Genomic DNA, 23332 nt, shown 5'->3' with positions numbered 1-23332 from the left:
GCGCAAACTGTTCGGTACACGTCGCGATTACTCTTCGATGGCGGTCTTGAGCCGCCGTCGTACCGCATGTTTACGCCGCACCGGGCGCTCCAGATGATATTGCTGCGCGGCGCCATCGGCCACGGACTGGAGGATCTGACGGTATTCATCGCGCTTCTCATGGATCGACGCGATGACAAGACCGATCGGCACGCCGAGATCAACGAGTGTGGCTTCCGACAATTGCAGACTCGCTTCGATCGTTTCGGGAACGGCATCGTTTACGCCAAGCCCGTAAAGAACCGTTGCATGTTTGGCATCACGCGCGCGGGCGACGATGACGATGGCCGGATAGGCCGCGCGCACCATGGCCACGATTTCCTCGGCAACCTTCGCCATATCCATCGTGATAATGAGCGCCTTGGCGTACGCGATGCCGCACCGCTCGAGAAAATCGCGGCGCGTCGCATTGCCCCAGGAAATGTCAACGCCTTCCTCGCGCGCAAGCTGGACCACGCCAGCATCCTGATCCACGGCCAGATAGCGTATGTTATGGACGCGCAGCAAATCACCGACCAGACGGCCGACGCGGCCGTATCCGATGAGAATGGCCTGTGGCGTTTCGCCAGTCTCCAATGATTCCGGCATTTCGGGCAGTTCGGCTGTCGTGACCAAGGGTTTGCGGCCCAATCTGCGGCCAAGCCTGGCCATGACCGGCACCAGGAACAGGGACAGCGTGACGGCGATCTCCACATCCCCTGCCAATTTCGCCGGCAAGAGCCCCGCGGCAAGACCGGCGCTGATGAGCACGAAGGCAAATTCTCCACCCGGACTGAGCAGAAAGGCGGATTCCAGAATGACCCGGCGATCGAGGCCCATCAATACGCCGGCCGGTATGACCAGCAAGATCTTCACGGCGATGAAGCCAAGCGCGATGCCAATCGTTTGGAGCGGCGCGGCCAGCACTTCAGAGGGATTGAGGCCGGCGCCGATCGAAACGAAGAACAATCCGAGCAGCAGACCTTTATAGGGTTCGATCGTGACCTCGATCTCGCGCCTGTATTGGGTCTCCGCCAGCAGCAATCCGGCCACAAACGCGCCAAGCCCCATCGAAAGCCCGCTCATCGCGACGATGACGCTGGTTCCGATAACGGTGAACAGGCAGGCGGCGATGAAGAATTCCGTCGAACCGGCTGAAGCCACCTGATGGAAAAACGGCCGCACCAGCAGCCGCCCGACGAGGACGACAAGGCTCAAGGCCGCCGTCGCCGGCAGCAGCGTCGAGACGATGGTGACCGTCAGATCGCCCCCGCGCGTGCCCAGCATCGAGACCATGACGAGCAAGGGCGCGACCATCAGATCCTGAAACAGCAGCACTGAAAAGACAGTGCGCCCCGCTGTCGTTCCAAGCCGCTTGCGTTCGGCGAGCGCCGGCACGACGACGGCCGTCGAGGAGAGGGAAAGCGCGAAGCCGAGGACGATTGCCGCCGGTGAACCAAGCCCGAAAGCGAGAGCGACGGTTACCAAAGCAGCCGCGCAGCCAAAGAGCTGCAAGGCGCCAAGCCCAAAGATCAGCGTGCGCATACGCGCGAGACGTTCCCAGGAAAGCTCAAGGCCGATCATGAACAGAAGAAACACGACGCCAAATTCGGCGATCGGTTCGATCTCCTCAACCTTATCGAGGGTGAGCCAGGAAAGCCAGGCTGTCGGGCCGTGCGCCAGCGCGCCAAACCCATGCGGCCCCAGCGCCACGCCCGCGCAGAGAAATCCCAAAATGGGGCTCATCCGCAACCGGCGAAACAGCGGAACGACGAGGCCGGCGGTCGCCAGAAACAGAAGGGTTTCCTTGTAAGCGGCCGGATTGAACGAGGTCATCCGTGTTTCTTCCCCGTACAGCAGGCCGAAACTGCATCATCGGCCATGATCCCTATCTGCCGACTGGTCTACCCGAATTCCATGGGAATTCGGGTTCCGATCTCGCAAATCATTTCATCCCAATGAATTGCGAGAGTATATCGCCTTATTCCTTCGGAATGGTGGTATATCAGGTCGCCGGAGATTGGTTCTCCCGCTTATGCCCGTTTATGATCTTTTTTCGCCAGAATGTCGCCATAAGCAAGGACACAAAGGCTTGGAAAAGAGATCGCGAAGCAATTGGTGAAGCTATTTTCGGCTTTTCCTGGCGGCCGCGATGCTCCATCCTCGTTCCATGTCAACTCCTCTCGTCACCAACAACACCGAACTGACGGTCAGCGAATTATCCGCCGCCTTGAAGCGGACGTTGGAAGATCGTTTCGGGACCGTGCGGCTGCGCGGTGAAATCTCCAATTATCGCGGACCGCATTCCTCGGGTCATGCCTATTTCTGCCTAAAGGACCAGACGGCACGAATCGATGCCGTCATCTGGAAGACCACTTTCATGCGGCTGAAGGTGAAGCCGGAAGAAGGTCTCGAAGTCATCGCAACCGGCAAGATCACCACCTTCGCCGGCAAGTCGTCCTATCAGATCGTGATCGAAGCCATCGAGCCGGCGGGGCTCGGTGCGCTCATGGCGCTGTTCGAGGCACGGCGGCGGCAATTGGCTTCCGAAGGGTTGTTCGACGAGGACCGCAAGCGCCCCCTGCCCTTTCTGCCGCGTACCATCGGCGTTATCACCTCCCCGACGGGCGCTGTCATCCGCGATATTCTGCACAGGATCTCGGAGCGTTTTCCCCGGCCGGTGCTGCTCTGGCCGGTGCGCGTGCAAGGTGAGACCGCCGCCGCCGAAGTCACGGCGGCCATCACCGGTTTCAACGCTTTGCCGGTCTCGGCGCCGCTTCGGGGACCACTTTCAAGCGAGACCAGTCTTCTCCGTCCCGATCTTCTCATCGTCGCGCGTGGCGGCGGCTCACTGGAAGATCTTTGGGCTTTCAACGAGGAAAACGTGGTACGGGCGGCAGCGGCGAGTGAGATCCCGCTGATCGCCGCGATCGGGCATGAAACCGATTGGACGCTGATCGATTATGCCGCCGATCTGCGTGCCCCGACACCGACCGGAGCCGCCGAAAAGGCGGTGCCGGTTCGCGCGGACCTTCTGACTAGCGTCAATGATCTGCAACGGCGCAATGCGGGAGCTATTTTCCGCGTGCTTGACCGCCGCAGGAGCGATCTGCGGGCTCTTGTGCGCGGTCTGCCCCAGGCCGACGCTTTGTTTGCCGCGCCGCGACAAAGACTAGACCGGGCCAGCGCACGGCTCACCACGACATGCCTGCGTATGCTCGACCAGCGCAGTCTGACACTCGGACGTCTCGCCCACCGTCTGTCCCGGCAAGCCCCGCATGCAAGCCTCGCACGGATGGCACAGAGACTCGATGCGCGCGGCCGGGATCTACGGCGCGCCAGTGCTTTGCTGCAGGAGCGGCGACGCCAGAAGCTCGATCATCTCGGCGGACGCCTGACGCAGGGCCTGACATTGGGCTTACGCCTTGAACGTGACCGCATACAGAACCGCAGACAACAACTCGGCACATTGGAAATACGTCTACAATCGGCAATCAGCCGCCGGCTTGAGCAGCGGCATACGCGGCTCGCAGCGCTCGATCAACTCATCAGGAGCCTTGGCTACAAATCGGTTCTGGCGCGCGGCTTCGCTCTCGTCCGTGACGAGCGCGGCATACCTCTGCGGCGCGCCACTGATGTCACCGACGGCGCTATATTGACGCTGGAGTTCGCCGATGGAAATCGCCAGGCTATCGCCAACGCAGTTTCATCATCGACGATTCCGCCGACTGAAATTGCCGCCGGGCAGCCAAAACCAAGGAAACCCACGCGCACCGCGAAAAAACCGAAGCAGGAGGAATTATTTTAAGACAATTGAAAAGGCATCGATCCTATGGCAAGGCCATCTCGCGTCCGGAGCATTGAAGAGTCACCGTCCCACAGCCCAGCAGAACCCGCTCCGCATTTTCTGCTTTTTCCCGCCGGACCCTTCGCATGACCAGAATTCATCTCATTTCACGCAATCCCTTAAATCTGCGGCCTCTGGATGCCACGGCGACACCATTGCATGAAAGCGGATATTGGACGTTTTATGAGACGGAGGCGGCGAAACTCGTCAACGCCAAGCTCTATCTTCACAAGACGAAGAATGAACCTTCCTATTTTGGAGGCACAATATCCAGTTTTCGTTTCGCTTCGGCACACGAACCCTATCCCGGCAAAATCGTCTTTACCGTTTCGGAAGAAGAGAGCGCCAAAGGGATTCCCTGGGAGGGTGACAAACATCCCATGGCTTGGATGGGTGGCATACTCGACGACTGAGTATACCCTATAGCTGGACATTGCCGGGCGGAGGCACAAAATCGCGGCAGACGGCCAGAAAACGCGCTCCCGCTTCCCACTCGTACCGTACCTACGCGCATGTCATCCAGCGCATGCTTGACAGCGCGGCCGCATCCAATCCGCACCAAGACACATCTTCACCGGCAGCATTTTCGTCATCGACGTGCTGGAAGAGTGGATTTTATCAGATTCCCGCACACTGTCTGTTTCATGATATGATTGCTCCATTGCCACAAACATTATCCGGCAATCACGATAATACAGAAACAGGGAGGAGCATCATGCGCGTCAGATCAATCATCTGCACCACCTTCATCAGCTTGATCGTCAGTGTAGGCGCAAGCCATGCCGCCGGGACCGGTTCGGACTTCTACCCGGCCGATTTCAGCGGCAAGAATATGAGCTTTGAGAAGACAATGGAGGTTCCGATGACCGCCGGTAATCCGGTCAAGGTCCATATCATAAAGATGCGTGGCCGCCGCATGGCGGTCGTCCCGGTGGATGTCCTTGAGTCTTTGTTGAGCCGGGCTGAAGGACACTCGATTGCCTTGCAATGACTGACTTCCGAAGTTAGGGCGGGAAGGATGTCAAGGGACGCGAAACCTCCGGAGGGAAGGCTCATTTTCCCTCCGGCTTCACCCGAGTGATCTGTTTCATGAGTGTCCTCAAGAGGAGCGCATTTTCCTCTCCGAAATCATGACGGAACGCCTTCTCCGCCCGTTTCCACAAAGGTTCCGCCTGCTGCATCAATTGCGTGCCTAGAGGCGTGATATGGATTTGGCGCTGCCGTCTGTCGGTAACGGCCACGCCGATCTCTATCCAGCCAGAGCGTTCCAGCGGGCGCAGCAGGTGGCCGAGCGTTGACCGATCCATAACAAGGCGATCGGCGAGTGCCTGTACCGTCTGCGGCCCGAAGCGCGAGAGCTTGGCAAGGATGGAATATTGGTTGAGGCTGAGGCCTGTGGCCGCCAGCGCTTCATCATAAAGACGGGATATATGCCGCGCCGCCTGACGGACGGCTGCACAACTGCAGATTTCAGCCTCTTCCCGCATCTCGATCAAGACTCCCTTGCTTGAAGGGCGCCTGCCGTTCCCTTCCCTTTATCCCCGGATGCGCCCCAAAAGGGAGAAGGACCACTTCGGCCGATGAACAGAACGAGGAAGGCCGCCAGAAAACACATGATACCGGCCGAGAGGAAAGCACTGAAATAGTTGCCGGTGCCTGTGCGCAACGACCCAGCCGCCAGCGCCGCAAAGGCACCGCCAACTTGGTGCGCGGCGGCAATCCAGCCGAACATGACGGCCGCATTCTCACGACCGAAGGATTTTTCAGCAAGGCGAATGGTTGGCGGCACGGTCGCAATCCAGTCGAGCCCGTAAAAGATGGCGAAGAGAGGCAATCCGAAGAATCCGCCATCAAAGGCGAACGGCAGGTAGAGAAGCGACAGGCCGCGCAAGCCATAATAGGAAAACAACAGCCATCGGCTATCGCAACGATCCGTCAGCCAGCCAGAGCCTGTCGTGCCAAGGAAATCAAAAACGCCCATCAGAGCGAGCAACCCCGCCGCCCGAACTTCGGGAATGCCATGATCGCCACAGGCGGCGATGAGATGCGTGCCGATCAGACCATTGGTCGAGGCGCCGCAAATAAAGAAACTGCCCGCAAGGAGCCAGAAATCCGGTTGGCCAAGTCCATTCCATAAAGCTCCGACGGCCCGCGCGGCAGGATTACGGCGCGACGAAAGCGTGACGATCACCTCCTCACCACCAAAGGGCGCGAGACCGAGACTCGCCGGCCTATCGCGCACAAACAAGATCACCAGCGGAATGAGCGCGAGCGCGATGAAGGCCACAAACATTGTAACGAGTCGCCATCCCTGCGAGGAAACGAGCCACGCCAGCAAAGGCAGAAAAACGAGTTGGCCGGTGGCGCTACTCGCGGTGAGGAGACCAACGACAAGGCCGCGCCGGCTCTGGAACCAGCGTTCCGCAACCGTCGCACCAAGCACGATGGCCACCATCCCCGATCCGAGGCCGACGACGACACCCCAAAGCAGTTTTAATTGCCATGAGGCCTGAATGAAGACCGACAGGCCGGTACCGAGAGCCAGCAAAGCGAGGGCGCTGCATATGCTCTTGCGAAGGCCAAAACGCTCCATGAGCGCGGCAGCGAATGGCCCCACCAAGCCATAAAGGAGAATGTTGATGGCGATTGCGCCGCTGATCTCGGCGTTGGTCCAGCCGAATTCCTGTTGCAAGGGAATGATCAAGACACTGGGCGTCGCGCGAATCCCGGCGCCGACCAGCAACACGAGGAAGGTGACGGCGACGACGATCCAAGCATAATGAAAGGAGCGTTGATGCATGAGGGCGCTTCCGAATGTCCGGATTGAAGAACCGGACGATATTTATGGTCCACGCCCATCAAAATACGGGTAATTGCCCTTAGTCAAGCCACAAATTTGCCCGCGGCATCCTCGCCCTCGGCGATTCAAGACAGTGAGGCAAAGTTTGGGGAGGACGACATGACACAAGAAGAGATGTATGTGAGGCAGTCGCAAACCACATCAATATAGTATATTTATAGTATGTATGAGTGAAAAAAAGAATTTTATTCTCATTGTCCGGTCTCGCTGCCGCTGTATATTGATTTTGTCTCCATCGAAGCAGTAGCCAATCCTCTTCGTTTATCACGCCTCCGTGTCCCTTTCCAATTGAGTGGATACGGACGCATCACGAGATTGTTTCCCCTATGACACACGACTCATCGATCGCGACAGCGCTCGGGGACGTCGCCGCACGCCAATTGGCCAATGCGACGAAAACCGTCCCCCAGATGTCGATCATCACGCCGCGTTGGCTGGTGCATTGTCTGCAATGGGTGCCGGTCGAAGCGGGTATTTTCCGTCTCAACCGTGTAAAGGATGCATCACAGATCAGCGTCGATTGTTCCAATCGGGACGAACGCGAACTACCGCAAACATTTGTCGATTACGAGGAAAATCCGCGCGAATATCTGCTCAGCGCGGTCAACAGCGTTGTCGATATTCACACGCGGGTGTCTGATCTCTATAGTGCTCCGCATAATCAGATCGTTGAACAGCTCCGGCTCACGATCGAAGTCATCAAGGAACGTCAGGAAAGCGAACTCATCAACAATCCTGAATATGGGTTGCTGAACAATGTCGCCGAAACACAAAAGATTTCGACGCGTACCGGCGCTCCGACGCCCGATGATCTCGATGAACTCTTGACGAAAGTCTGGAAGGAACCGGCTTTCTTCCTCGCTCATCCCGCCGCCATCGCCGCATTCGGACGGGAATGCACGCGCCGTGGCGTCCCGCCGCCAACAGTGTCCATGTTCGGTTCACAGTTCATCACCTGGCGTGGCGTTCCTCTCGTGCCGAGCGACAAGATCAAATTCGAAAACGGCAAGACCAAGATCCTGCTCCTGCGCACAGGTCAGGCGCGTCAGGGCGTCATCGGTCTGTTTCAGCCGAACCTCCCCGGGGAACAGAGCATCGGTCTCTCCGTCCGCTTCATGGGTATCAATCACAAGGCCATCGCCTCCTATCTGGTGTCCCTCTATTGCTCGCTCGCGGTCCTGACCGACGATGCGCTGGCAGTGCTCGAAGATGTCGAGGTTGATAAATATCATGCCTACAATTATCCCTGATCCTGATCAGGCGGCACCAATCGATCCGGGCATTCTTGCCCGGATCGCAGGGGAATTGTTTCATCAGGGAGCAATTTCTCCTACGGCGCCCGCCGATGGCCCTGCCATTTCCGCACCATCTGCGCCAGCATCCGGCATTGGCGCTCCCCTGCCATTGTCCTCGGCGTCACTCGCCTCCTTGCCCCCCGCAGGCACCGGCTTACCACCGGGTGGAATTCCGCTCGGAGGCTATGGAGCACCCCCACCTTCGGCACCGCACCTTTCGACTTCCACGCCAGGCAGCACCACCGGCCCCTTGGCCACCACCCCCTTGCAAGGCGGTATCGTAACTCCGGCCGCATCCACACTCGCGGCGCCTGCGCCTATTGCTTTTGAAGCACCAATCCCCACGGCGCAAAGCGGCTTCAGCATTCCATCGGGCGCGCCTGTCACAACACCCGATCAAGGCTTTGGGCTGTCCGGTACCACTCTTCCCGGCCTTGCGGCAATTCCGCTGCTCTCCGACACTTTCCCGGCGGAAGATGCCTTAAAGGCTTTGTTCGCCTCATCACGGGCCGTGCCGCAAAACCGTGAAGGAATACCCTCGGCGGCCGGCTCAAGAGGCGCCGAACCCGACTATTATTTCCTTGATGGAACGGCCGGAGTTTTTGAGGCAGCGGCTTCGAGGGAGGCCTCCCATAAGGCACCGCAGCCCGCAGTATCACGCCACTCCGCGTTTGATGCCAATTTCGTGCGGGCCGACTTCCCAATCCTGCATCAAAGAGTCAATGGCCATCCGCTCGTCTGGCTCGACAATGCGGCGACAACGCAGAAACCCAATGCCGTCATAGAACGCCTGTCGGCCTTCTACCGACATGAAAATTCCAATATCCATCGCGCCGCCCACGAACTCGCCGCACGCGCGACCGATGCTTATGAAGCTGCAAGAGAGAAGACGCGGCGCTTTCTGCATGCCACATCCACCAACGAAATCATCTTCGTTCGCGGCGCGACCGAAGGGATCAATCTCGTCGCGCAAAGCTGGGGCCGCGCCAACATCCGTGCCGGCGATGACATCATCATCACCTGGCTCGAACATCACGCCAATATCGTGCCCTGGCAGATGCTTTGCGCCGAGAAAGGCGCCAAGCTGAAAGTCGTGCCGGTCGATAACGATGGGCAGATCATTCTCGAGGAATATGAGAAGCTACTCAGCGAGCGCACGAAATTGGTTTCGTTTACTCAGGTTTCGAATGCGCTCGGCACGGTGACTCCCGCCCGTGAAATGGTGGCCATGGCAAAGCGTCATGGCGCGCATGTCCTCGTCGACGGAGCACAGGCGGTATCGCATATGCCAGTCGATGTGCAGACCCTTGGCTGCGATTGGTATGTGCTTTCCGGACATAAAGTGTTCGGACCAACGGGCATAGGAGTCGTCTACGGGAAGCAGAACGTACTCGAAAATAGCCCTCCCTGGCAGGGAGGCGGCAATATGATCGAGGATGTCACTTTCGAGAAGACCGCCTATCAGCCCTCCCCTGCACGGTTCGAGGCTGGTACAGGCAATATCGCTGACGCCGTCGGGCTCGGCGCCGCCTTTGATTATCTCGAACGTTTCGGCATGGAAACCATCGCCAGGCACGAACATGACCTTCTTATCTATGCCACCTTGCGCCTTTCCGAGATCCAGGGTTTGAGGATCATTGGAACGGCAAAGGAAAAAGCCGGCGTCGTCTCGTTCGTTCTCGATGGCCTTGACGCACCTGCAGTTGGCCGCGCGCTGAACCAGAAAGGCATAGCCGTGCGTGCCGGTCATCATTGCGCGCAACCGATCCTGCGTCGTTTCGGTCTGGAGGCGACTGTCAGACCCTCACTCGCGCTCTATAATACATTCGCAGATATAGACGCACTTGTGCAGGCCGTTCGTGACATCAAATCGATGACCTTGCCGACTGTTTAAAACCTGTCGCACCGCTTTAAAAACCTTCCCTGCGTACACAACGCAGGGAAGGTTTTATTATTTTAGAGCGTCTAACAAACCGATTTGTTAACCCTGTTTTGCTGACGATATTTGTATGGCCAAACAGCTTGTTCCTGACGCCTTATGAGCTGAAATCGCACCGTTGTTTCCTCCGGTTGCGCCGCGCCCCAAAGGTGGGCGGCCTCGGGTGGAGAACCGCGAAATGCTCCTGGCATCCTGTTCGTTCTTTTTACGGCAACCCCGTGGGAGCATCTGCCCTTCGAGGTTGCGGGTTGTTCCAGGTGGCCAAATCAATAAAAATTTTTGATGGAAATCTCTGGTCAGCTTGATTGAGCTTGCTTTTCGGCCCTTAGAACCAACGAGGCCGAAAAGCAATTTTTACTCCGTGCGAAAAAACGCTTCTCATACAGCTAAAATGCGGGTTTCCTGCAAATCGATCTCACGCACCAACTTCCGCACCGTCTCGTCCGAAAGACGGCGCGCTCTTGCGAGACGGAAGATCTCATCGCGTTCGGCACGAAGTGCGGCGAGGCGTAGCTGTCGTTCGACATCTTCCGCCTTCTTGACGAGATCAGCCTCGGCTCCGGTCTTCGAACGCCCATCGATCCTCTGGCGGTAAAGTTCCATCAGGCGCGTGCCGACACTCGCATAGAGATCGACATCCGAACGGCCTTGGCTGAGATCATGCTGACCCCGCTCGATCGCCTTGATCGCAGCCTCAGCCGCGACAATGCGGGCATGATCCTCCTCCTCCTGATGCGACGGCTCCGGCGGCACTTCGACATTTTTAAGAAAGATCGGCAGGAAGATGCTGGCGACGATCAGCGAGACGATGATGACGCCAGCGGCAAGACAGATCGCGAGATCACGCGCGGGAAACGGCGACCAGTCTGGCATGGACAACGGCAGAGACAGAACACCAGCGAGTGTGATGGTGCCACGCACACCGGCAACCGACATGGCTGCGACAAGACGGCCGATCGACAGTTTGACTGTGAGCCCTTTACGCTTGGCTACAAACAGATTGTAGCGCAATGAGACCCATGACCAGACGAAACGCAATGCCGCCAAAGCGGCATTGATGGCGAGCACATAGATCAAGATCCAGACCGGATCGTGATGGCCTGTCTCCCGTACGACCTTCGTGGCGCCGTCAACGATCTGCGGCAATTGCTCGCCGAGGAGAACGAAAATGATGCCGTTGAGGGCAAATTGCATCGTTTCCCAGACGGCATTCCGGCGAACACGGGTTACGGCGAGCACCTGTCCCGACTGTTCGACATAACTCATCGTAATGCCCGCCGCGACAGCGGAGAGGATACCGGAACAATGGAAATGTTCCGCTACGAGATAAGCACCAAATGGAATAAGCAGGCTGACGAGGATCTGCGCTCCCGTCTCTTCACCGACGAAACGCGCCATCCAGTATTTCGCCTGTGTCACCAGCCAGGTGACGGCGACGCCGATGAAAATTCCGCCGATCGAAAGCCAGAGAAATGTGCCGAAGGCCTCGGGGAGAGAGAACCGGTGGGTAAGTGCCGCCGCCACAGCAAACCGCATACAGACGAGGCCTGAGGCATCATTGAGCAGGGATTCCCCTTCCAGAAGATGCATCATGCGATTGGGAATCGGCACTTTCGAGGCGATTGCCGAAACAGCAATCGGATCGGTCGGCGAAACGATGGCCGCGAGCGCGAATGCCACTGCGAGCGGCATGGCCGGGATCATCCAGTGGATGAAAAAACCGACCCCAATGACAGTGAAGACCACGAGACCGAGCGCCAGTTCCAGAATGGTGTCCTTGTCACGGAACAACCCCTCCTTGGGAATGCGCCAGCCATCGAGAAACAATAGCGGTGGCAAAAAGAGAAGGAAGAAAACATCCGGCTGCAGCGTCACGCCCAGATCGGTCACAGCGGTGATCAGGACACCGAGCGCGATCTGCACCAGAGGAAGCGGGATGGGGATGGGAGAAAGCCTGGCGAGCGAACTGCTGAGAACGACCGCGACGAGAAAGATGAGAATGCTGACAACCGTATCCACGCTTCGTCCCTCTTGATCCCCCTATCCTATCGCCATTTTCTAAAATTTTTAGAACGCGGCTTTCATGACAAGTCTCCTCCTTGCAATCTCAATTCCATCCTCGGTGTCCTGCAAGTCCGGATGACGCTTTCAGGAGATACCCGCAAGCCGCGCCGCATAGCGCGCCATCAGATCCACCTCGAGATTGATTGAATCCCCCGCGCGCCGCGAAGCCCATGTGGTGACGGCAAGCGTATGCGGGATCAAAAGAATGGAGAAAAGATTGCCATCGACGCTGTTCACGGTCAGTGATGTGCCGTCGAGGCTCACCGATCCCTTCTCGGCGATAAACCGGGAAAGATCCTCTGGCACGCTGATGGAAAACCGCCGCATTCCATCAAAATCCTCGATTGCCGCAATCGTCGCCACCGCATCCACATGGCCGGTGACGATATGGCCGCCCAGTTCATCCCCGACTTTCAGGGAGCGTTCGAGGTTGATCTGCATGCCGGGCTCCCATTGTTTCGCGGTCGTCCGCGCCAGGGTTTCCGCGCCGACGTCGACCTCGAACCATGTCCGGTTGCTCTGTCTGTCACGATCAATTTCGACAACGGTCAGACAGGCGCCATTGCACGCGATCGAGGCGCCAATGGCGATCGTCTCTACCGGATAGGAACAGAGGATCCGGAGCCGCCGCAGATCACCACGCGGTTCGACCGAGCCGACTTCTCCGACATCGCTGATGAGCCCGGTGAACATGATCAAAGAATCCTCTCGTAATGGGTCAGACGGTCTTTGCCGAGCATCCGGGTCTCGGTCAGATGGTAACGGCCGGATTGGGTGATCAGGGCGCGCGCAGAGGAAGAAAGGCCCGGAATATCCGCGCCCTGCTCCTGAGCCCCGCCGAGCGTCCTGTCAGAGGTCAACAGGATGATATCGTCGGCAACCCCCAGCCCGATGAGCGCGTCGGCAACTCTCGGTCCCCCCTCGGAAAAGACGCGCGTCAGCCCGAGGCCTGCCGCGCAATGCAGCGCGGCCGAAAGATCGAGCGAAGTCTCCGCGGCATCGACACTTTCCACTGTTTCAACGGCGACGGAGGCCGCCCGCAATCGGTCGATCGCCTCTGCCGGCGCATCGGCGCGCGTGAACACCAGCGTCGGATGATCCACTGCCGTCCGCACGAGCCGCGAATCGAGCGGAAGCCGCAAATGGCTATCGAGCACGATGCGCAACGGCTTTATCGTCTCCATACCCGGCAAACGGACGGTCAGCAGCGGATCGTCGGCAATCGCGGTGCCGACACCGATCATGATGGCGTCATGAGACGCACGCATCCTGTGGACTTCTTCATCGGCCTCCGGGCCGGTGATCTTCAGACGCTGCGCTGGTGAGGTGGTTCCATGGGCTTTCCCGGCATAGCCGTCTTGCGTCATGGCGAGTTTCAGCGTCACCATCGGACGATTTTCCAGCGTGCGCAGAATATGGCCGAGATTGGCCCGGCGGGCTTCGGCTTCCAGCACGCCATGAACGACCTCGATGCCGGCGTCGCGCAGCATGCGGTAGCCGCGTCCCGAAACGCGAGGGTCCGGATCCTCCAGCGCACAGACGACACGGGCGACGCCGGCGGCAATAATCGCCGCCGCACAGGGTGGTGTGACGCCAAAATGGCTGCAAGGCTCCAGCGTCACATAGAGCGTGGCACCGCGCGCGGATTCCCCCGCTTCAGCCAGAGCGTCGGTCTCGGCGTGGGGACGCCCGCCAGGCTGGGTGCGGCCCTTGCCGACCACGACGCCGTTTTTGACAAGGAGCGCACCAACCGAAGGATTGGGCGCTGAACGCCCAAGTCCGCGCCGGCCAAGCGCAAGAGCCTCCTCCATATAGAGAACATCGGCCTCACTGACGGACGAGGCGATGGCCTCAATGCTCATGCCGCTCGAATGCATCGACGAAGTCGCAGTCCTCGTGCTAGAGGTGGGAGGATATCAGGGAATGCAGAGGCGCCCGATCAATAGATCGGGAACCTTTGTGTCAGGGCGAGCGCGCGCTCCTTGACGGCGGCCTCGACGGCGGCATTGCCTTCCTCACCGTTTTTGGCGAGGCCGTCGAGCGTTTCGGCGATGAGATCGGCAATCTCGTGAAATTCCGCACCGCCAAAACCACGCGATGTCGCCGCTGGAGAGCCAAGCCGAATACCGGATGTGACGAAGGGGCTCGCCGTATCGAAAGGCACGCCATTCTTGTTGCAGGTAATGGAGGCACGCCCAAGCGCGGCCTCAGCCGCCTTGCCGGTCAATTGCTTCGGCCGAAGATCGACGAGCATGAGATGGTTGTCGGTACCGCCGGAAGAAATCGCAAACCCTTTTGCAGTGAGCTGTGAGGCGAGCACACGGGCATTGTCGACGACATTTTGCGCATAGGCGCGGAAATCCGGCCGCAGGGCTTCGCCGAAGGCCACGGCCTTCGCGGCGATCACATGCATCAGCGGACCACCCTGAAGACCCGGAAAGACCGCGGAATTGATCTTCTTGGCGATGTCGGCATCATTGGTCAGGACGAGACCACCGCGCGGCCCGCGCAAGGTCTTATGCGTGGTGGAAGTCACGACATGCGCATGCGGGAATGGCGACGGATGCACCCCGCCTGCGACCAGTCCGGCGAAATGCGCCATATCCACAAAGAACCACGCGCCGATGGAATCGGCGATTTCGCGGAAGCGCGCAAAATCCCAATGACGCGGATAGGCGGACCCGCCTGCAAGGATGAGTTTCGGCCGATGCTCCTTGGCGAGCGCCTCGACGGCATCCATATCGATCAGGTGATCGGACTGGCGCACGCCATAGGAAACTGCCTTGAACCACTTGCCCGAGAGATTCACCGGGGATCCGTGGGTCAAATGACCGCCTGCCGCGAGATCGAGCCCCATGAATACGTCGCCGGGCTGCAAAAGAGCGAGAAAAACCGATTGATTGGCCTGGCTGCCAGAATTCGGCTGCACATTGGCAAACTGGCAATCGAATAATTTGCAGACCCGCTCGATTGCCAGCGTCTCGGCAATATCGACATATTGGCAGCCGCCATAATAGCGGCGGCCCGGATAGCCTTCCGCATATTTGTTGGTCATGATCGAGCCCTGGGCTTCGAGCACGGCCTTCGAGACGATATTTTCCGACGCGATCAATTCGATCTCATGGCGCTGACGGCCAAGCTCGAGATCAATAGCCTTGGCGATTTCCGGATCCGCATCGGCGAGCGACGCGGCGAAAAAGGAATTCGCGGCCGGCTGACCGGCCTCTGGTTTGATAGTCATGATGATTCTCCCGGCCTGCCCAGAGGGAGCAGCGGCACCCTTTGCGAGACACTAATACCAAGTCCCATGGATCATGATCTGTCCCAGATCCACGGGGTTCAATACCTTGGCGCTGCCCTGTCGGAACACCGCGCGATTCAGACGGGATCGTGGGCGGCGCTCTAACGGATTGTGACGGCACCAAAATTCCTGGAAGGAATGATCGTTCACGTTCCGGTTTGACGCTGCAACGCAAGGCAGAAGCTCCCGATTTCTATTCTGAAACATCAGCCTGGCCGATGCTTCGAAACCGATTTCAGGAGCGAACTCTGCCTCAGCGCCGCTGCGGCGATGGAATTTCAATAAAGCAAAAGATTCGGAGAGGAAATCGGCACATTGCCGGCAAATTTTCCTCTAGTGCCTTTGCGATCGGCACCTCAAGACCGATGCGAGGGATTCGGGCATGCGCCCATGCAACGCGATCCGACGGTAATTTGCCCGCCGCGAAGAAACCGCCGTCGTAATTGCATCAAAAGACGCGTATCGAAAGTTCCAAGGCAAGCACTGGATTGGCTTCATGAGCAGTACGGCACATTCTTTCATCCATCGCGGTCTCGGCCCAATGATCCGGCTCAGCCTGTCGGATGGATTGAGTTTCGACCTGACCCCGCGCGAAGCGCTCACCCTTGCGAGAGCACTCGCCGCCGTAAAGGCCGGTACCAGCAAGGTGGATGAAATCTATATGAGCCCGATTGCAAGTGATCAAGATTTCGTCGGCACTGTAGCGCCAGAGGGCCTGCTGTTGCAGGCGCGTCAGCCGCCGATACCGCTGGACTGGGCAGAAGTTGGCGTCATTTCCGATCAGCTCAAGGAACTCAGCCCGGAGGAAGGGCAGGAGAGCTGAAGAACAACCGGCTCACCCGCGTCTAACCCAACGGCACTCTCCGGGTCACCCAGCGCATGATCGCGAAATAAAGCGGATAGGGTAGCAGCGCCACGAATTTATAGGGCCAGGCAAGCCGCTTGGGGAAAGTGATCTCGAAGCCACTGATCTCGATGCCATCGCAAATGCGCGTTGCCGCTTGATCAGCATCCATCAGGAAGGGCATGGCGAAACTGGTCTCATGTGCCGTCATCGCCGTCTCCACAAATCCCGGCGTGACGACCTGGACATTAATGCCCTGCCGGTCTTCGGTCATTCTCAGCGTCTCGGCAAGCGACACGACAGCAGCCTTGCTTGCGGCATAAGAAAGAGATCCCGGCATGCCGCCGTAAGCAGCAAGGGATGCATTCATCACGATCTGGCCAAATCGGCGGCGACGCATCTCCACGAGCAGCGGATCGAGACAATTGAGAACCCCGCCGGTATTGACCTCAAAGGTTCTCCACGCCAGTTCCGCCGAGAAAACCGCCCGTTCCTGCACGAAATAGACGCCCGCATTGAGGAAGGCGAGCGCGATGGGTCCAAGCTGACGCTCGATCCGCTTGACGAGCGCGCGCATCGCCGCGACATCCGTGACATCCCCCGGAAAGCTCGTGATGTTTTCCGTATGGCAGACCAGTTCCTCCAGATCTCCCTTGCGACGGGCCGTGACCGCGACACGATAGCCGCGACGGGCCAGTTCAAGAGCCACGGCACGGCCGATTCCCGAGCTCGCCCCGGTAACCCAGGCGACCCCATCCCGGGGCTTCGCACGATAACTCCTCATGCTCCACTCACTCGCTTGCGCAAGGCACCTGCGGTTAAAACGGAATTGCCGCGCGATAAGATTTTGAAGACGAGAACCGCTTCCGCCTAAACGGTCTCATCCCATGACAGAAGACCAATGAGAACACCGAAATCATTTCGGAGAAACCCTCTCCCGGCAATCAAAAGATCGTCCGCATGATTCGTCCAGATCGAAAATACCAAATTCGATCAAACCAGGCCTCCCGGATCGGGAGACGGTGTGGCCAGGGAGGTCCAGCGGCAAGCTGCAGCCAATCCCGACGAACTATGTTCATCAAATGTGGTCTGGAATCCTGTGCGAGAGGACGCCGAACAGACTCTCGCAATGTCGCTTACACTTCAGCATTTTGCGCAACCCAGCAAAATCAATCGTCGCTGTCGCCGCGCCAAAGCTGTTTGGAACCAAATGGATGAATTCAACGGAAAAAATTTGGCTGAATGACATGATCATGGCAACACGATCATCTGAAATCGCTTCCTCCCATCGGCATTGGAGCCTTTTCCGATAGTGTTGAATCGCTTCGCGATTTCAGTGTTCTGACGAATATGAATGGGGCGGCACTGCATCACACATACCGAACAGGTTGCATTCTAAAGAGGACGGAAAGGGAAAGCAGCACAAACAAAAGGCGGGGAGTCGTTCCCCGCCTGGATGATTAACGTCTTAAAGCCCATACTCACTCATGAATCCCATATTCATGGCCAGTATGAGTTCGGCGCAAGGCCACTCATCTCATCACGGCCTACAGGCTGTCGACGCAGCGGACGGAGCTCGCCTGCGGCCCCATCGGGCCATCCGTCGTCGCCCGGGTGATGATGACGTGACTGCCGACCTGCATGGCGTCGAAATCTCCTCGCTGCACGGCGTTGCGTGTAAAATAGAGATCGCCAGCACCCTTGACTTCGATGAAGCCGTAATTCTGCTGCGGGAAAAGCCGTGTCACTACACCTGTCTCCCCTTCCCCGTCATGATGCTTGACCTGACCGCGCCGAATATCGGCAAGGGCCTCTATCTGGCGCTGCACGGCATCGAAAGACCGTTTGACGAGGGCAGTCGGGGAGCCTTTCGAATCGTGCCTCGGTTCCTCGGACTTGCCGACGATCAGCGGGCGGCCAGGAACTTCAACTTCCACCGTCAGCGCAAGCGTCTTCTTTGCCGTCTCCGACCCTTGAGCAGGGCTCACGACGGCGCGCATGCCGATGATATGATGAAAGACATGTTCAAGGCGCTGGGCACGCTCCCGAATCAAATGTTCGAGCGAGTCGGAATGTTCAAGATCCCGGAAAACGATCTGCAAAGGCCTATCCATACACTTGTTCCTTTCGCGATCGGCCGGCCACCGTTCCGTTGACGGAAGCAGGCGGGCCAACCGGAGCAACGACTTAGGCGCGAATTCGTTCCGGAGATCAAAAATTTAGGTTCAGCTGCAAACTCACGACATACGGCAGGCGCAAGAAAAGGATTACGCGAAGACATCTCCATCTTCGGACGCATTCCACACGATGCCGCTGATCACCTCAACTGAAACAGACGTGCTCGATTCTCGTGGCCCCGGCATTGCTCTGCGACCGATGCAGCCGGCACGCGGCCAAACTCCGCACCAAGTCGATCTCGACAGTGACTTGGCCATGTCTCTATAGTCGAGAAAAAGCAAAGGATCCTATTCATGTCTGTAGCCGATAATGTGATCGAGGCCATCGGTCATACGCCCCTCATCAAGCTTCGCCGTGCCTCGGAGGAGACGGGTTGCACCATTCTCGGCAAGGCCGAATTCATGAATCCCGGCGGGTCGGTCAAGGATCGCGCCGCTCTGGCCATCGTCAGGGACGCGCTTGCCCGCGGCGTGCTCAAGCCCGGCGGCATGATCGTCGAGGGAACGGCAGGAAATACCGGAATCGGCCTCGCTCTGGTGGCCAATGCTCTGGGCTTTCGCACGGTCATCGTCATTCCCGAGACGCAAAGCCAGGAAAAGAAGGACCTGCTGCGCCTTCAGGGCGCGGAATTGCTGGAAGTTCCGGCTGTCGGTTACGCCAATCCGAACAATTATGTAAAATTGTCCGGTCGCCTCGCCGAACGGCTCGCCAAGGAGCATCCCGCAGGCGCCATCTGGGCCAATCAATTCGATAATATCGCCAATCGCCAGGGCCATTTCGAGACGACCGGTCCAGAAATCTTTGCCCAAACCGAGGGCAAGATCGATGGTTTCATCTGCGCCGTGGGCACTGGCGGCACGCTCGCCGGCATCGGCATGGCGCTCAAGGCCAAGAAGCCGGAGGTACGGATCGGTCTCGCCGACCCTCTCGGCGCTGCGCTCTATGAATATTATACCCACGGCACACTGAAAGCCGAAGGATCCTCGATCACCGAGGGCATCGGCCAAGGCAGGATCACGGCCAATCTCGAAAATGCCCCGATCGACATCGCCTACCAGATTCCCGATCAAGAAGCCTTGCCGATCCTCTTCGATCTCGCTGAACATGAAGGGCTGTTGCTTGGCGGCTCCTCCGCCATCAATGTCGCCGGCGCCATCCGCCTCGCCAAGGAACTCGGTCCCGGGCATACGATCGTGACGGTTCTCTGCGATTCAGGCGCCCGCTACCAATCGAAGCTCTATAATCCGGCCTTTCTGCGCGAGAAAAATCTCCCCGTGCCGGGCTGGCTGGAGCGGCCAGTGACGATCAAACCGGATTTCGTCTAGAACATTTTTCGATGAAATTGAATCGCTTCGCGATTTTATGACTTTGAAAATGCTTGGATTTGTTAAGAAAAGCGTTTCGGATAGAGCCGAAACGCTCCTGGATCCGCAAGTCGGCGGCGTTCCACGATAATTCCACCACGATCGGGAGAAAATCATGGGTGATCCGGCTTATTTCGTCTCCACGGAATGGCTCGCCGGCGAAATCGGCAAACCCGATCTCGCCGTCATCGACGGCACGTTTTTCATGCCCGACGAGAAACGGGACGCGAAATCCGAATATCGCACGCGCCATATACCCGGCGCGATTTTCTTCGACATCGACGCGATCGCCGATCACAGCACCGATCTGCCACATATGCTACCCAATCCTGCCGATTTCGCGACCGCGGCGGGGCAGCTCGGGCTTTCCGAGGCCATGCGGCTCGTCGTCTATGACGCTTCCGGCCTGCTGGGTGCGCCACGCGTCTGGTGGACGCTGCGCACCTTCGGAGCACAGAACGTCAAGATCCTTGAGGGCGGCCTCCCGAAATGGATCGCCGAAGGCCGTCCGGCCGAGAGCGGAGAGGTTCAGCCCACACCACGCGTGTTCGCCCCACATTTCGACCCCTCGGCCGTCGCCGATGCAGAGGCCGTCAACGCGGCCTCCAAGAGCGGAACCAGTCAGATCATCGATGCGCGCGCCGCACCGCGCTTTCGCGGTGAAGTGCCGGAACCGCGCGCGGGCCTGCGGTCGGGTCATATTCCAGGCAGCCTCAATCTTCCCTGGCGGGAAGTCGTCGGCGAGGGCACCTTGAAATCGCCGGACGAAATCCGAGAGGCTTTTGCTGCAATCGGCTTCGATCCGCATAAGCCGATCATCACCTCCTGCGGCTCCGGCGTTAGCGCGGCTATACTTCTCCTGGCGCTGGAAACCGTCGGCCAGCGTCACATTCAGCTCTATGACGGCTCCTGGACCGAATGGGGCGGACGCTCGGACCTGCCGATCGCAACCGGCTGAAACAGCTTGGAACGGGCGCCCGATACGGCGCCCGTTCCATGAGCGAATTTCATGAGAGAGAAAATGTGCCTGCGGTCGGGCATACGCATGGCGGTGACAGCGCGCAACCACGGACACAACTCCTGCCTGTGGTCCGAAGCCGTCGACACACATAAAAGTTAATGTTCGCCTTGATGATTGTGACTTGACGCTCAAGGTCATTGCGGTAGCATCAATATCAAGGCAGAACGACTTGAACTCCCGATGCAACTTCTTCCGGGGATCATGCGTTGCTGATCTTGAAGTGAAACGTTCGACGACCGCCGAATGTGGTTCTTGGCCCAGATGCGCCGATTCATGCGCGCATTTTTCTAGAGGCGAGACCGGCCGCACCTGAGAGGCCTTCACGCACATCCCCCTCCGTCTTAGGGGGCCCATTCGAAAATCCGGGTCCAATGTACCATACCGCTCGTCGGCATGACGATAGGCGTGTGCGTGGAAGGGGGAACTTCGTCTCGAAACTTCAGGAGTGACCGTAATGTGTGACTATTCGCTAGAAATGTATGCCTCTCGGCCTGCGCGCGAGTCCGAAAAATACGTTACGACCCGCTTCCCGTCTGGCTCCATCGGCTTGGCTGTAGCCGGTGATTGCACGACCGCGGTCTGCGTCCAATATGATACCAAACTGACTCTCGAAGGTCTTTCAGGCGATCTGCAAAGCCGCCTCGGCGTGAACGCTCAGGAAGATGTCATCTTCGCCCGTCTGGAACATGGCGCCTATCGTGATGGCGTCAAATTTGGCAACGGCAAGGAAATCTCACTGCAACTGCTCGGCACCGGCGTCACCGTATCGCTCATCCCGGCCGTCGTTGAGGAAGAGCCCGTCTCCGAACCTTCCATCAAAGCGAAAACACCTGTGCTTGAGGAAATCATCTGAGTGGAAGTTGACCGATCAGCCTGAACTTCGAGACCGGGGTAAAGCAAAACTCCGGTCTTTTCATGTTGACTGATGACTGGTTTCGCATCCGTGGCTTTGCGTCCCGTGCCGGAATGACAGCCTGCACACGCGACATCTCTGCGAAACAGGCGGCCTTTTCATCTTGCTCCGCAAACCCTCTCGAAGTCTGGTGCTTTCCCGCACCGGACTTTTTTTGATCGGATTCCTTGATCCTCTTTCGGTCGACTGTGAAGAAGGGCATTCAAGCCTGAGCGAAGTGATTTTTTGAGTGGCCACAGCTTGTAATGAAGCTCCACAGAATGGCGAGCCAAACGCGGAGCCATGAGAGGATGCGTTTGAAGTTGTAGCCGACTGCCGCGAGGACAGCGTTGATGGCATCGCCGGCTTGGCCCGCGAGATAATTTCGGTCCATGCGATGATCGGATTTTGTATGGCCGATGACGGGCTCGACGGCGGACCTGCGCCGCATCTGGCGGCGGATTTCCTTTGTCATGCCGCGTTTCTGTCCGGCGCGATAGACCTTGAAGCGGTGGGCAGGTGGCGCGTTGTGGCCCTTGTACCCCGCATCGGTGAATATCCGTTCAAGGGAGCATCCGATGAGTTGTTCGATGTCGGGAATGACTGTCCCGAGCGTATGGCCGTCATAGGGCTTGCCGGGCAGAGCCTTGGCATGGACGATGAACTGGCCGCCCTTTGAGCGTTTGAGTGTCGTCGCCAGCGAGACCTTCACCCCAAACTCATAGGGCTTGTGCGGCTTGCCCTTGCCGATGCATTCGACCTCCGGCGCATGCAGGCTGAACACCCGCAGGTCTGTATCAGCCTTTTGTCCCCTGAGAGGCCGCAGGTTTCTGTTGCCGGCATGGACGCGGCGGGCCAGCATGAGTTCGGGGGCGAAGATCTGCTGGAGTGCCTCCTGGTCTTTGATCTTGCGGGTGATGTCGCGGATCACCCGGCCGAGAGAGGTCTTGAGGGTCTTTAGCGAGCGTCTGGCGCGCCTGAACTGTTTGGCATGGGCATAGCGCTGCTGCCTGATCAGCGCATATTTGCCGACGCGGTGGTAACTCTGGCGCAGACTGACACCGTGTTTCCTGGCGAGCCGGACCAGCCTTTCACGGGCGCGCTGCATGAGCCTGGCATCCGTCGGATGCGCTACCGCCTTCGGCTGCACGGTCGTGTCGATGATCACCTTGGCGAAGTCGGAGGGCTTGGCCGCGCCGGTGCGCGTCGCACTCGCCAGACTTTCCTGCAACAGCGCGACAAGCTTTTCTTCTCCCATCCGCTGCCGCCAGCGGGTCATCGAAGAGCGGTCGAAGGCAAGGCTGTGCTGGAAGAACTCTTCTCCGCAAAACAGCTGATAATAAGGGTTTTCGACCCAGCGCTCGCAGAGCGCTTCGTCAGACAGATCGACCATGTGCTTGAGGATCGCCACGCCAGCCATCAACCGCGTCGGCAGAGGAGGATGGCCTGGCGCATCGCTGTAAGCGGCGCCAAAGCGCTTTTCGAGAAAGCCCCAGTCGATCGCCGCCGCCAGCTTCACCAGCGGATGCTGCATGTCGAGGATCTGATCGAGCCGCGCCCGAAACAGATCCTGCTGGCCGCTCTCACGCCTCTCCCGTGGCCGCATCCCCGCTGATCCTCCGCTTCCCTCAGAACCAGAGAATCACACCCAAAGCCCACGATCAATTTGCAAGAAAACCCGTCCACAGCCTATCAAATCCGGCAAATAC

20 protein-coding genes and 1 pseudogene are annotated in these 23332 nt (G+C 58.5%); 11 read left to right on the top strand and 10 right to left on the bottom strand.

Annotation, left to right across the window (positions count from 1 at the left end):
• Window positions 1-27: 27 nt before the first annotated feature.
• Window positions 28-1854: a cation:proton antiporter domain-containing protein gene (locus DL88_RS09495; RefSeq protein WP_034995192.1), complete on the bottom strand. Its 1827-nt coding sequence runs from the start codon at window positions 1852-1854 to the stop codon at window positions 28-30.
• Window positions 1855-2188: 334 nt separating this feature from the next.
• Here DL88_RS09495 and xseA point away from each other — a divergent pair, with 334 nt between their 5' ends.
• From xseA to DL88_RS20270, 3 genes are all read left to right on the top strand, one after another.
• Entirely contained in the window at window positions 2189-3826 is a 1638-nt protein-coding gene (gene xseA / locus DL88_RS09490) for an exodeoxyribonuclease VII large subunit (protein WP_034995406.1), read from the top strand.
• Window positions 3827-3951: 125 nt separating this feature from the next.
• A complete protein-coding gene (locus DL88_RS09485) occupies window positions 3952-4278 on the top strand; it encodes a hypothetical protein (RefSeq protein WP_051955800.1) in 327 nt (108 codons plus the stop codon).
• Between the two features lie 113 nt (window positions 4279-4391).
• Window positions 4392-4856: a hypothetical protein gene (locus DL88_RS20270; protein ID WP_156971025.1), complete on the top strand. Its 465-nt coding sequence runs from the start codon at window positions 4392-4394 to the stop codon at window positions 4854-4856.
• Window positions 4857-4917: 61 nt separating this feature from the next.
• Here the strand turns inward: DL88_RS20270 and DL88_RS09475 are convergent, their stop codons facing one another.
• Window positions 4918-5352 carry a MarR family winged helix-turn-helix transcriptional regulator gene (locus tag DL88_RS09475; RefSeq protein WP_034995399.1) on the bottom strand — a complete coding sequence of 145 codons (435 nt, stop codon included), beginning with the start codon at window positions 5350-5352 and terminating at the stop codon, window positions 4918-4920.
• A 5-nt stretch (window positions 5353-5357) separates the two neighbouring features.
• Entirely contained in the window at window positions 5358-6665 is a 1308-nt protein-coding gene (locus DL88_RS09470; protein WP_084705089.1) for an MFS transporter, read from the bottom strand.
• Window positions 6666-7051: 386 nt separating this feature from the next.
• Between DL88_RS09470 and DL88_RS09465 the strand changes: the two genes are divergently transcribed.
• The 3 genes and pseudogenes from DL88_RS09465 to DL88_RS20810 form a co-directional block, all read left to right on the top strand.
• A complete protein-coding gene (locus tag DL88_RS09465) occupies window positions 7052-7975 on the top strand; it encodes a family 2A encapsulin nanocompartment shell protein (protein ID WP_034995190.1) in 924 nt (307 codons plus the stop codon).
• Window positions 7956-9914, top strand: a complete 1959-nt coding sequence (locus tag DL88_RS09460) for a family 2A encapsulin nanocompartment cargo protein cysteine desulfurase (protein WP_034995188.1) — start codon at window positions 7956-7958, stop codon at window positions 9912-9914. The genes DL88_RS09465 and DL88_RS09460 overlap by 20 nt, the downstream gene beginning before the upstream one ends.
• Window positions 9915-10068: 154 nt before the next feature.
• A pseudogene (locus DL88_RS20810) lies at window positions 10069-10211 on the top strand (transposase); the annotation flags it as partial.
• 126 nt (window positions 10212-10337) lie between these two features.
• Here the strand turns inward: DL88_RS20810 and DL88_RS09455 are convergent.
• The 4 genes from DL88_RS09455 to glyA all read right to left on the bottom strand — a co-directional run bounded on the left by DL88_RS09455 (window position 10338) and on the right by glyA (window position 15264).
• Window positions 10338-11978 (bottom strand): Na+/H+ antiporter, encoded by a 1641-nt coding sequence (locus DL88_RS09455; protein ID WP_051955799.1) that lies wholly within the window; start codon window positions 11976-11978, stop codon window positions 10338-10340.
• A gap of 129 nt (window positions 11979-12107) precedes the next feature.
• Window positions 12108-12716, bottom strand: a complete 609-nt coding sequence (locus DL88_RS09450) for a riboflavin synthase (RefSeq protein ID WP_034995186.1) — start codon at window positions 12714-12716, stop codon at window positions 12108-12110.
• A gap of 2 nt (window positions 12717-12718) precedes the next feature.
• Window positions 12719-13885, bottom strand: coding sequence for a bifunctional diaminohydroxyphosphoribosylaminopyrimidine deaminase/5-amino-6-(5-phosphoribosylamino)uracil reductase RibD (gene ribD / locus DL88_RS09445; RefSeq protein ID WP_034995390.1), 1167 nt, complete (start codon window positions 13883-13885; stop codon window positions 12719-12721).
• Window positions 13886-13962: 77 nt separating this feature from the next.
• Window positions 13963-15264, bottom strand: a complete 1302-nt coding sequence (gene glyA, locus DL88_RS09440; protein ID WP_034995185.1) for a serine hydroxymethyltransferase — start codon at window positions 15262-15264, stop codon at window positions 13963-13965.
• A 556-nt stretch (window positions 15265-15820) separates the two neighbouring features.
• Between glyA and DL88_RS09435 the strand changes: the two genes are divergently transcribed.
• On the top strand, window positions 15821-16147 hold the full coding sequence (locus DL88_RS09435) for a hypothetical protein (RefSeq protein ID WP_034995184.1): 327 nt from the start codon (window positions 15821-15823) through the stop codon (window positions 16145-16147).
• Between the two features lie 22 nt (window positions 16148-16169).
• Here the strand turns inward: DL88_RS09435 and DL88_RS09430 are convergent, their stop codons facing one another.
• Entirely contained in the window at window positions 16170-16952 is a 783-nt protein-coding gene (locus DL88_RS09430; RefSeq protein WP_034995182.1) for an SDR family NAD(P)-dependent oxidoreductase, read from the bottom strand.
• A gap of 240 nt (window positions 16953-17192) precedes the next feature.
• Here DL88_RS09430 and DL88_RS20265 point away from each other — a divergent pair, with 240 nt between their 5' ends.
• Entirely contained in the window at window positions 17193-17414 is a 222-nt protein-coding gene (locus tag DL88_RS20265) for a hypothetical protein (RefSeq protein WP_156971024.1), read from the top strand.
• A 301-nt stretch (window positions 17415-17715) separates the two neighbouring features.
• Here DL88_RS20265 and DL88_RS09425 read toward each other — a convergent pair whose 3' ends face one another.
• Entirely contained in the window at window positions 17716-18282 is a 567-nt protein-coding gene (locus DL88_RS09425; RefSeq protein ID WP_034995181.1) for an HPF/RaiA family ribosome-associated protein, read from the bottom strand.
• Window positions 18283-18639: 357 nt separating this feature from the next.
• On the opposite strand from DL88_RS09425, the gene DL88_RS09420 reads away from it, so the two are divergent.
• From DL88_RS09420 to DL88_RS09410, 3 genes are all read left to right on the top strand, one after another.
• Complete coding sequence (locus DL88_RS09420) at window positions 18640-19671, top strand: cysteine synthase A (RefSeq protein WP_034995180.1); 1032 nt, start codon at window positions 18640-18642, stop codon at window positions 19669-19671.
• 154 nt (window positions 19672-19825) lie between these two features.
• Window positions 19826-20668, top strand: a complete 843-nt coding sequence (gene sseA, locus DL88_RS09415) for a 3-mercaptopyruvate sulfurtransferase (RefSeq protein ID WP_034995179.1) — start codon at window positions 19826-19828, stop codon at window positions 20666-20668.
• 610 nt (window positions 20669-21278) lie between these two features.
• Window positions 21279-21584 (top strand): hypothetical protein, encoded by a 306-nt coding sequence (locus tag DL88_RS09410; protein ID WP_245270744.1) that lies wholly within the window; start codon window positions 21279-21281, stop codon window positions 21582-21584.
• 262 nt (window positions 21585-21846) lie between these two features.
• On the opposite strand, the gene DL88_RS09400 is transcribed toward DL88_RS09410, so the two are convergent.
• Window positions 21847-23229: an IS5 family transposase gene (locus tag DL88_RS09400; RefSeq protein ID WP_051955798.1), complete on the bottom strand. Its 1383-nt coding sequence runs from the start codon at window positions 23227-23229 to the stop codon at window positions 21847-21849.
• Window positions 23230-23332: the final 103 nt, after the last annotated feature.

The organism is Beijerinckia mobilis, assembly GCF_000745425.1.
In the GTDB taxonomy this organism is placed as follows: Bacteria; Pseudomonadota; Alphaproteobacteria; order Rhizobiales; family Beijerinckiaceae; genus Beijerinckia; species Beijerinckia mobilis.
The sequence above is the reverse complement of the archived record's forward strand: the minus strand, read 5'-3'. Positions and strand labels throughout refer to the sequence as shown.